Origin of the sequence: Kitasatospora sp. NPDC001261, assembly GCF_042896795.1 — a bacterium.
Taxonomy (GTDB): domain Bacteria; phylum Actinomycetota; class Actinomycetes; order Streptomycetales; family Streptomycetaceae; genus Kitasatospora.
Window position 1 is genome coordinate 187,969 of record NZ_JBIAXP010000020.1, and the last position, 14,198, is coordinate 202,166.

General features: G+C 74.5%; 10 protein-coding genes. 4 read left to right on the forward strand and 6 right to left on the reverse strand.

Annotated elements, in window-relative coordinates:
* The first annotated feature begins 166 nt into the window (after positions 1 to 166).
* On the forward strand, positions 167 to 2,425 hold the full coding sequence (locus tag ACFY4B_RS26405) for an MMPL family transporter (protein ID WP_387971677.1): 2,259 nt from the start codon (positions 167 to 169) through the stop codon (positions 2,423 to 2,425).
* Between the two features lie 108 nt (positions 2,426 to 2,533).
* On the opposite strand, the gene ACFY4B_RS26410 is transcribed toward ACFY4B_RS26405, so the two are convergent.
* The 3 genes from ACFY4B_RS26410 to ACFY4B_RS26420 are packed head-to-tail and all read right to left on the reverse strand — an operon-like array spanning position 2,534 to position 5,232.
* A complete protein-coding gene (locus tag ACFY4B_RS26410; protein ID WP_049655810.1) occupies positions 2,534 to 3,064 on the reverse strand; it encodes a MaoC family dehydratase in 531 nt (176 codons plus the stop codon).
* Between the two features lie 18 nt (positions 3,065 to 3,082).
* A complete protein-coding gene (locus ACFY4B_RS26415; protein ID WP_199823146.1) occupies positions 3,083 to 4,318 on the reverse strand; it encodes an aminotransferase class I/II-fold pyridoxal phosphate-dependent enzyme in 1,236 nt (411 codons plus the stop codon).
* Positions 4,319 to 4,320: 2 nt separating this feature from the next.
* Positions 4,321 to 5,232 carry an HpcH/HpaI aldolase/citrate lyase family protein gene (locus tag ACFY4B_RS26420; RefSeq protein WP_387971680.1) on the reverse strand — a complete coding sequence of 304 codons (912 nt, stop codon included), beginning with the start codon at positions 5,230 to 5,232 and terminating at the stop codon, positions 4,321 to 4,323.
* 244 nt (positions 5,233 to 5,476) lie between these two features.
* Between ACFY4B_RS26420 and ACFY4B_RS26425 the strand changes: the two genes are divergently transcribed.
* Together ACFY4B_RS26425 and ACFY4B_RS26430 are read left to right on the forward strand one after the other, a co-directional pair.
* A complete protein-coding gene (locus tag ACFY4B_RS26425; RefSeq protein ID WP_375873052.1) occupies positions 5,477 to 7,330 on the forward strand; it encodes an ATP-binding protein in 1,854 nt (617 codons plus the stop codon).
* Between the two features lie 308 nt (positions 7,331 to 7,638).
* Positions 7,639 to 8,718 (forward strand): inosamine-phosphate amidinotransferase 1, encoded by a 1,080-nt coding sequence (locus ACFY4B_RS26430; protein WP_387971683.1) that lies wholly within the window; start codon positions 7,639 to 7,641, stop codon positions 8,716 to 8,718.
* An 11-nt stretch (positions 8,719 to 8,729) separates the two neighbouring features.
* Here ACFY4B_RS26430 and ACFY4B_RS26435 read toward each other — a convergent pair whose 3' ends face one another.
* The 3 genes from ACFY4B_RS26435 to ACFY4B_RS26445 all read right to left on the reverse strand — a co-directional run bounded on the left by ACFY4B_RS26435 (position 8,730) and on the right by ACFY4B_RS26445 (position 12,874).
* Positions 8,730 to 9,584, reverse strand: a complete 855-nt coding sequence (locus ACFY4B_RS26435; protein WP_387971685.1) for an SAM-dependent methyltransferase — start codon at positions 9,582 to 9,584, stop codon at positions 8,730 to 8,732.
* Between the two features lie 84 nt (positions 9,585 to 9,668).
* Positions 9,669 to 12,449 carry a tetratricopeptide repeat protein gene (locus tag ACFY4B_RS26440; protein ID WP_387971687.1) on the reverse strand — a complete coding sequence of 927 codons (2,781 nt, stop codon included), beginning with the start codon at positions 12,447 to 12,449 and terminating at the stop codon, positions 9,669 to 9,671.
* On the reverse strand, positions 12,446 to 12,874 hold the full coding sequence (locus tag ACFY4B_RS26445) for a hypothetical protein (protein ID WP_181970405.1): 429 nt from the start codon (positions 12,872 to 12,874) through the stop codon (positions 12,446 to 12,448). Before ACFY4B_RS26445 ends, ACFY4B_RS26440 begins: the two co-directional genes overlap by 4 nt.
* A gap of 341 nt (positions 12,875 to 13,215) precedes the next feature.
* Here ACFY4B_RS26445 and ACFY4B_RS26450 point away from each other — a divergent pair, with 341 nt between their 5' ends.
* Complete coding sequence (locus ACFY4B_RS26450; RefSeq protein ID WP_387971691.1) at positions 13,216 to 14,067, forward strand: PIG-L family deacetylase; 852 nt, start codon at positions 13,216 to 13,218, stop codon at positions 14,065 to 14,067.
* Positions 14,068 to 14,198: the final 131 nt, after the last annotated feature.

The following is a 14,198-nucleotide window of genomic DNA, read 5'->3' on the forward strand; positions in this document are numbered from 1 at the left end:
CGGGACCGGGACCACGGTCCTGGTCCCGGACGGCTGCCGGACCCTGGGGCCCCGCCTCCGTTCATCCTGTGCCCGGACGAATCCGGGGGGTGCCGCGTGATGGTCTGGAGACCGGCCGGGAACCCGGTGCCGAGTCCACCCGCAAGTCGATACGCAGGAGAACACTTTGATCCGCGCCCTGACCGGATTCTCGACGAGAAACCCATGGAAGGTCATCGCCCTCTGGACGGTGCTGGGTGTCGCGCTGACCGCCCTGAGCGGGGCGCTGATCTTCCGCGTCACGCAGACCCGGGTCGGCGACTTCCTGCCCGCGAGCTACGACTCGGCCGCCGCGCTGAAGATCGCCGAGGACAGGTTCGGGGTGAAGCCCGACGCCGACACGGTGACCGTGCTGGTCGCCCGCTCGGACGGCGGCCCGCTCAGCGCCGCGGACCACCAGCGGATCGGCGCCCTGGCCGAGAAGCTGGGCCGGCAGCGGGTCACCATGCCGAAGCCCAAGGAGGAGGACGGGCCGTCCTTCCTGGCGCGGGACCACTCGCAGACCCCCGCGGTCTCCCCGGCGATGGTGGCACCGGACAAGAGCTTCGAGCTGCTCTCCGTCGGGCTGGTCGGCAACCCCGAGGAGCCGGGGATGCAGGACCTCTTCCGGGCCTTCCGGGACTCGGCGCGGGCCCAGTTCGACGACGCGGGGCTGCGCACCGGTTTCACCGGCGGCCTGGCCGGCACGGTGGACACCAAGGACGACGGGAAGACCATGGCGAAGGTCATGGGAGCCCTCACCATGGGGCTGATCGTGCTGCTCAACGTGCTGGTGTTCCGCAGCGTGCTGGCGGCCCTGCTGCCGCTGCTCGCGGTCGCCCTGATCGGTGGCGTGGCACTGGGCGCGGTGGTCGGCGCCGCGATGCTCACCGGGATCAGGATCGACCCGAGCACCCCGTCGCTGATCCAGGTGGTCCTGATCGGAATCGGGATCGACTACCTGCTGTTCCTGCTGTTCCGCTTCCGCGAGCAGCTGCGGGCGCGGCCCGAAACGCCCGTCCGGGTCGTGGCCGCGGAGGTCTCGGGGCGGGTGGGCACGGCGATCACCTCGGCGGCGCTGACCATCGTGGCCGCCTTCGCGACGCTCGGGGTGGCGAGCTTCGGGCAGTTCCGGGTGCTCGGCCCGGCCATCGCCGTCTCGGTCCTGGTCATGCTGCTGGGCAGCCTGACGCTGATGCCCGCCCTGCTGGCGGCCTGCGGACGCGGGATGTTCTGGCCCTCCCGTGCGCTCCAGAGTCGGCCGCGCGAGGGCGTGTCGGCCCGGCTGGGCGGCCTGGTGGCGCGCCGGCCGCTGGCCCTGGCGGTGGCCTCCGTCGCCGCACTGGGCGCGCTGGCCCTCGGGACGGTCGGGATCAGGATGGACTACGGCCAGGGCGCCGAAGGCCCGCGCACGGCCGCCGCCGCCACCGCGGCCGAGATCTCCCGCGCGCTGCCGGCCGGTGTGTCGGACCCGACCACCGTCTACCTCACCGCCAAGGACGGCGGCACGCTCAGCGCGGACCGGTTCGACGGCCTGTCCCGCGCGCTCGGACAGGTCGCGGGCGTGGGGCAGGTGGCGGGGACCGCCCTCGCCGACGACCGGCGGGCCGCCCGGATCGACCTCTACCTGACCGCGGACCCGCAGTCCCAGCAGGCCCGTGACGTGGTCTCGGGGCCGTTGCGGGCCGCCGTCGCCGCGCACACGCCCGCCGGGACGACGGCCCACGTCGGAGGCACCCCGGCGGTCTTCGCCGACATCTCGAAGGCCGTCGACCACGACCTGCGGCTCGTCTTCCCGGTCGCGGCCGCGCTGATCGCGCTGATCCTGCTGATGCTGCTGCGCAGCCTGCTGGCGCCGGTGGTCCTGATGGTCTCCGTCGGCCTCTGCTTCGCGGCCACGCTCGGCGCCTCGGCGCTGCTCTTCCAGCACGGCCTGGACAAGCCGGGCGTCAACTTCACGCTCCCGCTGGTGCTCTTCCTGTTCGTCGTCGCGCTCGGCACCGACTACAACATCCTGATCAGCGACCGGATCCGGGAGGAGATGGAGCAGCCGGGGCCGGCCCGCGCGGCCGTGGCCCGGGCGGTGCGGCACACCGCCCCGGCCATCGCGACGGCGGGCCTGGTGCTGGCGGGCTCCTTCGCCACCCTCGCCGCCACCCCGGCGAGCCGTCAGGTCGGCTTCGCGCTGGCGCTCGGCATCCTGCTCTCCGCCTTCCTGCTGTCGGTGGTGCTGGTGCCCGCGCTGGCCGCGCTGTTCGGCCGCGGCATCTGGTGGCCGGTCCGCCCGGGGCGCGCCGCGGCCCGCCGCCACCCGCAGGACCGGGACTACCCGCAGGACCTGGCGTACGAGCCGGAGCCGGACATGGGCTCCGCCCCGGACCCCTACCGGCTGACGCCGGGCCGCTGACGGCGCCCGCCGGTAGCTCCGCACCCGATCCGGACCGGGCGTCCGGAGGCACCGGGCCCGACGGCTTCAGCCGCCGGGCCCGGTGCCGCGCCACGACGGGGCACGGCGTCAGTACCCGGCGACCTCGTCCAGGCCGTGGCCGCGCAGCGGGACGAGGAAGCTGCGGTCGAACACCACGACGGGCTCGCCGGTGGACTTCGTCCCGGTGGTGCGGCAGCTCACGATGCCCTGCCCGTCGCGGCTCTTGGAGAGCCGCTTGGCGAGGGTCTCGGTCTCCGCGTAGAGGGTGTCGCCGGTGAACACCGGGTGGGTCATCCGGATGTTCTCCCAGCCCAGGTTGGCGATGGTGCGCCCGCTCGTCGAGCGGGCGGTCATCCCGCCGACGATGCTGAGCGTCACCAGGCTGGAGACGATCGGCTTCCCCCAGGGGGTGTGGGCGCTGTAGGCGGCGTCGATGTGCAGCGGGGCGTCGTTCATGCTCAGCATGCTCATCAGCACGTTGTCGAGCTCGGTGACGGTCCGCCCGGGGCGGTGCTCGACCACCTCGCCGACCTCGAACTCCTCGTAGTAGCGGCCGACCACCTCGCGGTAGCGGCGCTCGCCGATCCGCCGGTAGCCGGCGGGTTCGGTTCCTTCCATGGCGGTTGCTCCCGGGTCCTAGAGGTCGGCGGTGAGTTCCTTGACGTGGCCGGCGAACTCGCGGATCAGCCGCTCGTCCATGTCGGCGCGCAGCATCAGCCGCAGCCCGGCCTCGCCCTTGGGCACGATCGGGAAGAACACCGCGGAGCTGTAGAAGCCGCGCTCGAAGAGCTGGGCGGACAGTTTGACCGCCCGCTCGGCCTCCCCGACGTCGACCCGGCGCACCGGCAGGCCGTTGCCCGCGAAGGTGGTCGGCAGCAGCTCGTCGAAGAGCTCGATGTTGCGGGCCAGCGCGCCCTGGAGCTCGGCCAGTTCGGGGGAGCGGTGGATGGCGGCGCTGGCCAGCGAGGCGCCGACCATCGGCAGCGGGATGTTCTGCGACCAGCCGATCGGGCCGGCGTGCCGGTGCAGGAACTCGAACTGCTCCCGGTTGCCGAGCATCGCGACGCCGCCGCTGGTGCCGAAGGCCTTGCCGAGGCTGGCGGTGATCACCGTCAGCGGGTTCATCTCCAGCCGGGAGCGGACGTAGCCCTCGCCGCGCTCGCCCGCGATGGACAGCGAGTGGGAGTCGTCGATGTAGAGGAACAGCCCGTAGCGGTCCTGGAGTTCGAGCAGCCCGTCGAGGGCCGCGGTGCCGCCCATCGAGTAGGCGCCGTCGGCGACGTAGGCGACCCGCGGGTACTTGCGGCAGATGTCCTCCAGGTAGTTCAGGTCGTTGTGCGGGCAGGTCAGCACCAGCGACTCGTCCGCGCAGATCGGCTTCATGTACGCCATGCAGAAGTGGCAGAAGCGGTCGAAGACCATCACCCGGGGGCCGCCGCCGCCCTGGCAGGTGCCGTCCAGGTGGCCGGAGGCGATCAGCGGCAGGATGCCGGCGGTGAGCGTGGTACAGGACGCCCCCGGCAGGATGTTCGCGCCGAACAGCTCGCCGAGCTCCTCCTCCAGCCGCACCAGCAGGTTGTGCCGGATCCTGGTGGTGGAGAGGACCAGCGAGGTGCCGCGGGCCTCGGTCAGCGCGTCCACCGCGCCGGCCAGGACCGCGGGGTGGTTGTTCAGGCCGAGGTACGAGCAGGAGACCATGTTGGCGAACTCGTGGCCGGTCTCGCGGACCGTCAGCCGGTTGTTGGACTCCGAGTCCACCGTGACGCCGATCAGGCCGTTGGCGGCGGCCGCCTGCCAGACCGGGTCGGCGCTCGCCAGCATGGCCTCGGCGTTGCGGTACCGGCGCGGGCCGAGGATGGATTCTTCGGTCATCGTCACTTCTCCGTCGTGTGGTTCGGGGTGTCGGTGGGCGCGTGCTGCTGCGGGTCGTGCGGTCCGCCGGGCCGGGGCGGGTCGAACTGCTCGATCAGGCGCTGCGAGGCCTCGAAGAACGGCATGCCGACCATCACGCCGTCCACCACGGTGACCGAGCGGCCGTTCTCCAGGCCCGCCGCGACCACCCGGCGGGCGCGCGCCAGCAGCTCCTCGTCGGGGCTGAACGTCGCATTGATCAGCTCGAGTTGGCGCGGATGGACGGCGATCTTGCCGCTGAACCCGAAGTCCCGGGCGAGCCCGGCCTCCCGGCGCAGCCCGTCGAGGTCGGTGACCTCGAAGAACGGCGCGTCCATCGCCTCCACCCCCGCGGCGCGGGCGCTGTTGACCACCCGGGCACGGGCGTGGGCCAGGGCCTCCCAGGAGAGCCGGGCGCCGACCGCGAAGGCGTAGTCGGCCGAGCCGAAGACCAGCCCGCGCAGCCGGTGCCCGGCGGCCGCGACGGCGGGCGCGTTCTCGATGCCCAGCGGGGTCTCCACGACGGCCAGGAACTCCGTCTCCGGGCAGTCCGCGCCGAGCGCGCCGGCGGCGATCTCGATGTCCCGGGGGGACTCCGTCATCGGGATCAGGACCAGGTCCGGTTTGACCCGGTACCGGGCGATGGCGATCAGGTCGCGCAGACCGTCGGGCCCGGACAGGGTGTTGATGCGCACCGCGCTGCGCGCGAGCTTGGTGGACGGGAGGGCGAAGAACTCCTCGGCGAGCCGGCGGGCCTCCTCCTTCCGGGTGGGTGGGACCGAATCCTCCAGATCGACCATGGCGATGTCGGCCCCGGACTGGTGGCTCTTGGTGTACCGCTCCACCGCCATCGCGGGTGTGGACAGGAGGGAACGGCAGTACCGCGTGAACCTCATGGATGTCTCCGAAGTCAGCGAGGGCTGCGGGTTCCGGTTCTATCCCACCGGCTTTGTTCGGCGCCGTACGGCTGGACATTGAACATCAACTCGGAACAACCGACCCGTACGCACCATTGTTTGACGCCAACGGTCCTGTGCATGATGAATCAACGGGGGGATGGACACGAGGCGCACGCGGCGCGTGTGGCGCGTGGGCACTCAAGGTTTCAGGACACCGCTTCAACGGAGAAGGGGGGCCGTCGTGCCGCGTCGGGAAAGTCCACTGGACCCCGGGGACGGGCCGCTGCTGCGCTTCGCGGGCGATCTGCGGGCCCTGCGGGAGCGCGCCGGACGTCCGCCGTACCGTCAACTCGCCCTGCGGGCGCACTGCTCGGCGGCCAGCCTGTCGGTGGCCGCGGGAGGACGGCGGCTGCCCAGCCTCGCCGTCACCCTCGCCTACGTGCAGGCCTGCGGCGGGGACGTGCGGGAGTGGCGGCACCGCTGGCAGCTGCTCGCCGCCGAACTGGCCGCCGAACAGTGCGCCCGGCGGCGCGCCCAGGACGTCGGACGGGCCCCCTACCCGGGCGCGGCCGCGTTCGAGGCGGCCGACGCCGAGCGGTTCTTCGGCCGCGAGGCGCTGCTGGACCGGCTGGTGGCCCTGCTGGCCGAACGGCGGCTGGTGATCGTCTCCGGGCCGTCCGGGGCGGGCAAGTCCTCGCTGGTCAGAGCCGGTCTGCTGGCCCGGCTCGGCGCGCCAGCCGCCACCGGTGCCGTCACCGGCGCCACCACCGGGAGACCCGGGGCCGGGGGCGGAGCGGGCCGGCCCCCGGCCGACGGCGGTGTCCCGGTGGCGCTGCTGACCCCCGGTGAACGACCCATGGAGGCGTACGCGCTCGCGCTCGCCCGGCTCGGGCAGCGGGCCGGGGAGACGAGGCGCGGCGGGTCCGGACCGACGGCCGGGGACCCGGTCCTGGTGGTCGACCAGGCCGAGCAGCTGCGCACCCGCTGCCGGGACGCCGCCGAGCGGGCGCGCTTCCTGGACGCGCTGGTGGCGACCGCCGCGGGCGATCCTGACGGGGCGTCGGACGGGCTGCCGGTGGCGGCGCCGGCCCGGTGCCGGGTGGTGCTGGTGGTCCGCTCCGACCAGTGCGGCCCGCTGCTCGCCGAGCACCCGGGGCTGGCCGAGGCCGGCCGCCACGGGGTGCTGCCGGTGGGGCGTCCGGCGCCGGACGAGCTGCGCCGGGCGATCACCGAACCGGCGTTACGGTCCGGCTGCACCGTCGAGGGCGCCCTGCTGGCCGTCCTCATCTCGACCGCCGCGCAGCAGCCGGGCGCGCTCCCGCTGCTGTCCGCGGCCCTGCTGGAGACCTGGCGGCGGCGCAGCGGCAACGCGCTCACCCTGGCCGGGTTCCAGGCCACCGGAGGGTTCGAGGGCGCGCTGGCCCGGACGGCGGAGGCGCTCTACAACGGGCTGGACGCGCCCGACCAGGCGCGGGCGCGGGCGGTGTTCCTGCGGCTCGGCGGGGAGCTGCTCGGGGCCGGAGAGGACGCCGCCGGCGGTCCGGCGGCCCTGGGCGACGGGCTGGCGCCGGGTGGCGGGCCGCTGCCCGGCGGTGAACTGGTTCCGGGCGGCGACGAGGGCACCCGCAAGCCGGCCCGGCGGGCCGAGTTCGACGATCCCGGTGTGCCCGAGGTGATGGAGCGGCTGGTCCGGGCCCGGCTCGTGGTGGTCGACCGGGACACCGTCGAACTGTCCCACCAGGCGCTGCCGCAGGCCTGGCCCCGGCTGCGGGACTGGCTGGCGGAGGGCCGGGAGGCGCTGGGGGAGCAGTGCCGGCTCACCGCGGCCGCGCGGGGCTGGGCCGCCGCCGACCAGGACCCGGAACTGCTCTACCGGGGCGTCCGGCTGGAGGAGCTGGTGCGGCGGGTGGCGGCCGGCGAGCTGGCCGCGGCCGGGGTCGAGCGGGCCTTCCTCGCGGCCTCGTCCCGGGCGGCCGTCGCCGACCGGCGCCGGGCGCAGCGCCAGAACCTGGCGGTGGCCGGGGTCGCCGCGGCGGGCGGGGCGCTGCTGGCCCTGGCGGGCGGGAGCCGGATCCGCCGGGCCTGGCGGTGGTGAGCGCCGGTCCGGTGAGCGGCGCCTCCCACCGGTGTTGATCAGCGTCGGAGGGAGGGGGTCGAACAACGGGCGGCCGGTCGGCGGGGTGTTCCCGGTGCCGATCACGGTCCTTGCGTCGCCGTCGGTCGTCCGGGTAGCTTGACGATCGATCCCGGCCCTTCGTAGCGGCGAACTCGGTTGCCCCGCCGGTGATTTCCCGTACGTCGTGGCCGGCCGGAGCCGGTCCGGCGCATCCGTCCGCACGGTTCCAGGCCGTCGCCTCCGCCGTCGTCTCCGTGTTTCCCCCAAACCCGTGTCAAGGGAGAGTCATGTCCGATTCGGCCCGTCCGGTCCAGAGCTGGGACGAGTTCACCACACTGCGGGAGATCGTGGTCGGGACCGCCGTCGGCGCCCGGCTGCCCGAGCAGACCGAGCCGTCCTCCTGGCTGTCCTGCTTCCCGAAGACCAACGCCGCCGACCTCGCCTCGATCGAGGCCGGCCCCTACTCGCGGCAGGTCGTGGAGGAGACCGAGGAGGACCTGGACGACCTGGTGGCCACCCTGCGCGGCTTCGGCGTCACCGTCCACCGGCCCGATCCGGTCGACCACGCGGCCGAGTTCGCCTCCCCGCTCTGGAACGCCGACGGCGGCTTCCACTCCTACTGTCCGCGGGACCTGACCCTGGTGGTCGGCGAGACGCTGATCGAGGTGGCGAGCCCGATGCGGCAGCGCTACTTCGAGGCCTTCGGCCTGCGCGGACTCTTCCAGGACTACCTGCGCCGCGGCGCGCGCTGGCTGGCCGCCCCCCGGCCGCAACTGGGCGACGAACTCTTCGAGTTCGACGAGGCCGGCCTCCCGCTGCTGGGCGAGGCCGAGCCGGTCTTCGACGCCGCGAACGTGCTGCGGCTCGGCCGGGACGTGTTCTACCAGGTCTCCCGCAGCGGCAACGAACTCGGCCTGCGGTGGCTGGAGTCCACCCTCGGCCTGCTCGGCGACGGCGGCCTGCGGCTGCACCCGCTGCGCGACATCTACGGCTACACCCACATCGACAGCACCATCGCGCTGCTGCGCCCGGGCCTGGTGCTGCTCAACCCCGAGCGGATCAGCCCGGAGACCGTCCCGGAGCCGCTGAAGGGCTGGGACGTCCTCTGGTGCCCGCCGGCCGAGCCCACCGGCGACGCGCCCGAGCACGCGCTCAGCGAGAGCTGGATCAGCATGAACCTGCTGATGGTCTCCCCGGACACGGCGATCGTCGAGTCCGAGCAGGAGGGCCTGATCAAGCTGCTGGAGCACGCCGGGATCACCGTCCTGCCGCACCGGCTGCGGCACTCCCGGGTGCTCGGCGGCGGCTTCCACTGCGTCACCCTGGACACCCGGCGCGACGGCGGACTGGAGGACTACCTGTCCTGACCCGCCGCCGCTCAGGGCTTGCGGGCCAGCGCGCAGGAGATCAGCCGCTCCCACACCGACAGATCGCCCTCGTCCGCCGGCACCCCGCCGGTGCCGGCGGGCTCCGGACGCCACAGCGGGCAGGGCACCAGCCCCGGTTCGAGCAGGTCGAGGCCGTCCAGTAGGCCGAGGATCTCCTCGTCGGTGCGCCAGCGGCCGCGGCCGAAGCTCTCCCGCAGCTTCCGTTCGGCGCGCCGGCCCTCCTCGGTCCCGCCGGAGCTCCTGCCGGAGTCCCCGACGGAGCTCCCGCCGGAGCGAAAGTGGGAGACGTAGACCAGGCTGCCCGAGGGCACCCGGTCCACCCACCAGCGCACCAGGTCGGCGGGTCGCTCGGCGTCGTCGAGGTGGTGCAGGACGGCGCTGAAGACGACCCCCACCGGCTCGTCGAAGTCGATCAGCCGCCGCACCTCGGGATGGCGGCGGATCTCCTCCGGCTCGCGCAGGTCCGCCCGGACCAGCGTGGTGCGGGGGTCGGCGGCCAGCAGGGCACGGCCGTGGGCGAGCACGGTCGGATCGTTGTCGACGTAGACGACGCGGGCGCCGGCGTCGTGCCGCCGGGCGGCCTGGTGCACGTTGTCGGAGGTGGGCAGGCCGCTGCCCAGGTCGACGAACTGGCGGACGCCGCCACCGGCCATCGCGCCCACGGCGCGGATCAGCGCCTGCCGGTTGGCGAACGGCAAGGCCACCGAGCCGGGCAGCTCGCGGAGGAAGAAGTCGCCGACCTCGCGGTCGACGGCGAAGTTGTCCGTGCCGCCGAGCAGGTAGTCGTAGACACGGGCGATGCTCGGCTTCGACCGGTCGATCCCGCTGGTGCTGTCGTCGGTCATGGGAACCTGCCCGTCCCTGGGGTCCGCTGTCGCCTCGATCGTAGGAGAACCGTCGCGCCCCGGCCCGTCGGCCGGGCGGGGACCCTACGGCCGTGTTCCCGGGGCGTCGCGGGTCCGCAGGGCGGCGGCCAGGAGGTCCGCCACCAGGGCCGCGGTGGGATGGTCCGGGCCGACCGCCCCGGTCAGCCCGGCGAGAGCGGCCCGGTACCCCTCGACGGCCCGGTCCAGGTCGCCGGAGGCCTCGTCCACCCGGGCCAGCGTGGCGCGGCTGCCGAGGGTGTCCGGATGGTCCGGGCCCAGCAGCCGGGTGCGCTGCTCCAGCACGGTGGTGATCAGCGACCGGGCCCGCTCCAGGTCGCCGGCCGCCCGGCAGGCCGACGCGAGGTTGTTCCGGCTGAGCACGGTGTCGCGGCTCTCCGGGCCGAGCAGGCGCTCCTGGGCGGCGAGCACCTCCTCGAACCGGAGCACGGCCCGGCGGTGGTCGCCCAGCCGGTGGTGGACGGCCGCGAGGTTGCCGCGGCTGCGCAGTGTGTCGGGGTGGTCCGGGCCGAGTACCTCCAGGCGCAGCCGGAGGGTCTGTTCGAACAGGGGGAGCGCAAGTTCCGGCTCCCCGGCCGCGGCGTGGGCGGAGGCCAGCATGCTGAGGCTGACCAGGGTGTCGGGGCTCTCCGGGCCGAGCACGCCGGTGCGCTGGGCCAGGACCGTCCGGCAGAGGTCGAGGCCGGTCCCGACGTCACCGGTGGTCAGGCAGAGGTAGGCGAGGTTGCTGCGGCTGAGCAGGGTGTCCGGGTGCTCCTCGCCGAGGGCGGCCGCACGCTGCGCCAGGACGTCCCGGTAGATCCGCCCGGCCGGTTCCAGGTCGCCCGCCGACTCGTGGGCGTAGCCGAGGTTGCTCAGGCAGCTGAGGGTGTCGGGGTGCTCGGGGCCGCAGAGCTCCTCCAGACCGGCCAGCGCCTCCTGGTAGAGCGCGACCGCCCGGCGGTACCGCCCCACGTTCTCGTACGCCCCGGCGAGGTTGTTCCGCAGCCGCAGGGCGTTGATCCGGAGCATGCCCGGGGGCAGGTGCTCGTCGCCGGTGACCGCGGCCTCCCGGCCGAGCAGGCCTTCGTAGATCGCGATGGCCTGGTCGGCCCGGCCGAGGGACCCGTGGGCGCCCGCCAGGTCGCTGAGCAGGCTGAAGGTCCTGGGGTGGTCCGGGCCGAGGGCGTCCCGGCTGTCGGCGGCGGCCCGCTCGTACTCCTCGACGGCCCGCTCGGCCCGCCCGCAGGCCTGGTGGGCGTCGGCGAGGCTGCTCCGGAGGTTGAGGGTGGTCAGGTGCCCGGGGCCGTGCACCCGCAGGCTCCGCTCCAGGAGCGGTTCGAGCAGGCCGAGGGCCTGCTCGGGGCGGCCGGTCGCGAGGTGCACCCGGGCCAGGGCGGAGCCCGCCACCAGCGCGAACTCGTGGTCGGGCCCGAAGCCGTGCCTGATCTGGGCGTCGTACGCCTCGTACAGGGGCAGCGCCCGGACGCTCTGCCCCTCGGCCTCCAGGAGCAGGGCGGTGGCGGCGTAGAGGGTGAACACCGCCGGGTCGCTGTCGTCCCCCGGGTCGGTGGCGGCCAGGGCGCGGACCTGGCCGGCCAGGCGGGTCAGCTCGGCGGTGTCGCGCTCCTGCTCCCTCCCGGCCGGGTGGACGGCCGCCAGCACGGCCCGTTCGGCCTCGCGCCGGCCCCGGGGAGCGCCGCCCGGAGGGCGGGCGGCGAGGGCTTCCGCCCGCAGCGCGCCCTGGACCAGGCGGTGCACCCGGACGTCGCGCCAGGCGTAGCCGATCATGCTGTAGGCGTGCAGGACGCCGAGTGCGTCGTCGGCCGCGAGCTCGTCCGGGGCCAGCCGGGACACCAGGTCGCGCGGGCAGCCGTCGGCGTCGAGCCAGGCCAGGGCGTGCAGCAGGTCGGCCGCGACCGGGTCGTCCCCGGCGACGGCCGCCAGGGTGACCTGCCAGACCCGGGCGACGGTGCGCTGCGGGTCGCGGCGGGTCGGGGCGCCGGACGGTCGGAGCCCGAGCCGGCGGCGGTAGCCGGCGACGGTGGTACGGGTCCGGCGCAGGTAGGCGCCCGCCTGCTCCAGGGCGAGCGGCAGGCCGCCGAGTTCACGGGCCAGCTGCCCGGCCTCCCAGCGCGACCCATCGGAGCCGTCCCACTCGGCGACCCAGGACCACAGCAGCTCGGTCGCCTGCTCGTGGGGGAGCACGTCGAGGGCGAGCAGCGCGCCGTCGGAGGCGGCGCCGAGCGTGTCCCAGTCGTCGGCGAGCCGGGTGGTGACCAGGTGGTGCCCGCGGGTGAGGCTGCCCAGGAACGGTTCGAGCAGTGCCGGGTCCTCGACGTCGTCGTACACCAGCAGCCAGCCGGTGTGGTGCTGGAGCCAGGCCAGCGCCCAGGCCGCCAGCTCCGGCGGCCGCGCGGTCCCGGCCCAGGCGGGGCTCAGCCGCCGGGCGATCCCGGTCAGGGCCTCCTCGACACCGCCCGGGGAGGAGGCGTCGATCCACCAGACCAGGTCGTACGCCGTGCGGAAGCTCTGGGCGTACTGGAGCGCCAGGGTGCTCTTGCCGACCCCGCCCAAGCCGTGCACGACCACCGTCGCCGCACCGGGCCCGGGCCGTTCGGCGGTCAACGCCTCGCGCAGCGCGGCCAGTTCCCGTTGCCGGCCGGTGAAGCGGGCGTTCGGCTGGAGCAGGTGGACCAGCCCGTTCGCCGGGGTGTCGGCCGCCGAGCGCAGCGCCTCGGCGGGCAGCACGACGGTGGTGGTCTGGGTGACCATCACACCGTCGTTGCTGCTGTTGACGTTGGAGATCTGCCCGGCACCGTGGAAGTGGTGGACGGACGACGTCACCGGGCGCCGTCCCCGTGGACGACCGTCCTGGTGCTCATCGTCCCCTCGTTGGTACCGGTGTTGACGATGGAGCCCTGGCCCGACACCACGACGGTGACCGAGGACGGCTCCGGCCGCGGCAGCGCGGCGGCCAGCTCCGCCAGCAGTTCGGGATCCTGGCGCAGCGTGCGCCGAACGGCCTGCCGCAGCGCCGCCTGGGCGTCCGGGTTCGCGTCGTCCTGCACCGCCTCGGCGACGTCCGACTCCAGCGCCTCGCGCTGCCGCTCGTCGCGCCGGCGCCACACCCGCTGGAGGATGCGGGTGCCCAGGCCCACGGTGGCGCTCGCGGCCGCGTCCTCGGCCCGGGTCAGCACCGAGTCGCCGTACGCGGCGAGCGCGGCGCCGATCGGCGGGCCGGCCAGCTCCATGAAGGCGTCGAGTTCCATGGCTCCCCCTCGAAGTCCCGTGCCGTGGCGGCCGGACGGAGTGAATCGGCCACAGCGTAGGGAACCGGCGGCGGCGGTGGGCCCGGTACGCGCGAAACGGTCGGTCTCGATCCGGTGTCGGTCGGCCGGCAGTGCCGGACGGCGGAGTTCCGCCCGGGAACATCGCCACCACACCGCGCAGTTGGGACGGACCGGTCCGCCGCCCTGGTCGGGTGCCGGGGCCTGCCCGTCACCCCGGCGGCCGGGCCGGGCCGGCGCCCCGGGCGGGATATCGGGAGCGGCCGCCGGTCTCCGTGACGCAGACTGGGGCGAGTATTTTTCACACCGGAGGATGGATTTTCATGGCTGACCGGCCTTTGACGCTGATGGCAGTGCACGCCCACCCCGACGACGAGGCGAGCGGGACCGGGGGTGTGCTGGCCCGGTACGCGGCGGAGGGCATCCGTACGGTGCTCGTGACGTGTACGGACGGCAGGTGCGGCGACGGCCCGGGAGGGGTCAAGCCCGGCGAGGACGGGCACGACCCGGCGGCCGTCGCCGCGATGCGGAGGAAGGAACTGGAGGCCAGCTGCGAGGTGTTGGAGGTCGGGCACCTGGAGCTGCTGGAGTACGCCGACTCCGGGATGATGGGCTGGGAGAGCAACGACGCGCCCGGCTCGTTCTGGAACACGCCGGTGGCGGACGGCGCCGCCCGGCTCGCCGAACTGATGCGGCACTACCAGCCCGACGTGGTCGTCACCTACGACGAGAACGGGTTCTACGGCCACCCCGACCACATCCAGGCCCACCGCATCACGGTGGCGGCGCTGGAACTGGTCGACCTGTCGCCGAAGGTCTACTGGACGACGGTGCCGCACTCGGCGGTGCGGCGGTTCGGGGAGGTCATGCGGGAGTCCGGCCCCGACGGGGAGCGGTCGGAGCCGGTGGAGCCGGTGGAGCCGGTGGAGGCTGCCGAGCTGCCCGAGATCGGCCTGCCGGACGAGGAGATCAGCACCTGGGTGGACACCACCGCCTTCGGCGGCCGGAAGTTCGACGCCCTGGCCGCGCACGCCAGCCAGGGGGACAACATCTTCTTCCTGCGGATGGGCAAGGAGCGGTTCACCGAGCTGATGGGCGTGGAGACCTTCGTCCGGGTCAGGGACACCACCGGCGCGGCCCTCCCGGAGAACGACCTCTTCGCCGGCCTGCGCTGAGCCCGGGGCAGTGGTGTGGCGGGGGGGGGGGGGGGCCGCCCCCCCCCCCCCCCCGGGGGGGGGCCCCCGCCCGCCCCCCCCCCGGGGGCGGGGGGGGCCCCCCGGGGCGGGCGGGGGGGGGGGGCCCCCAC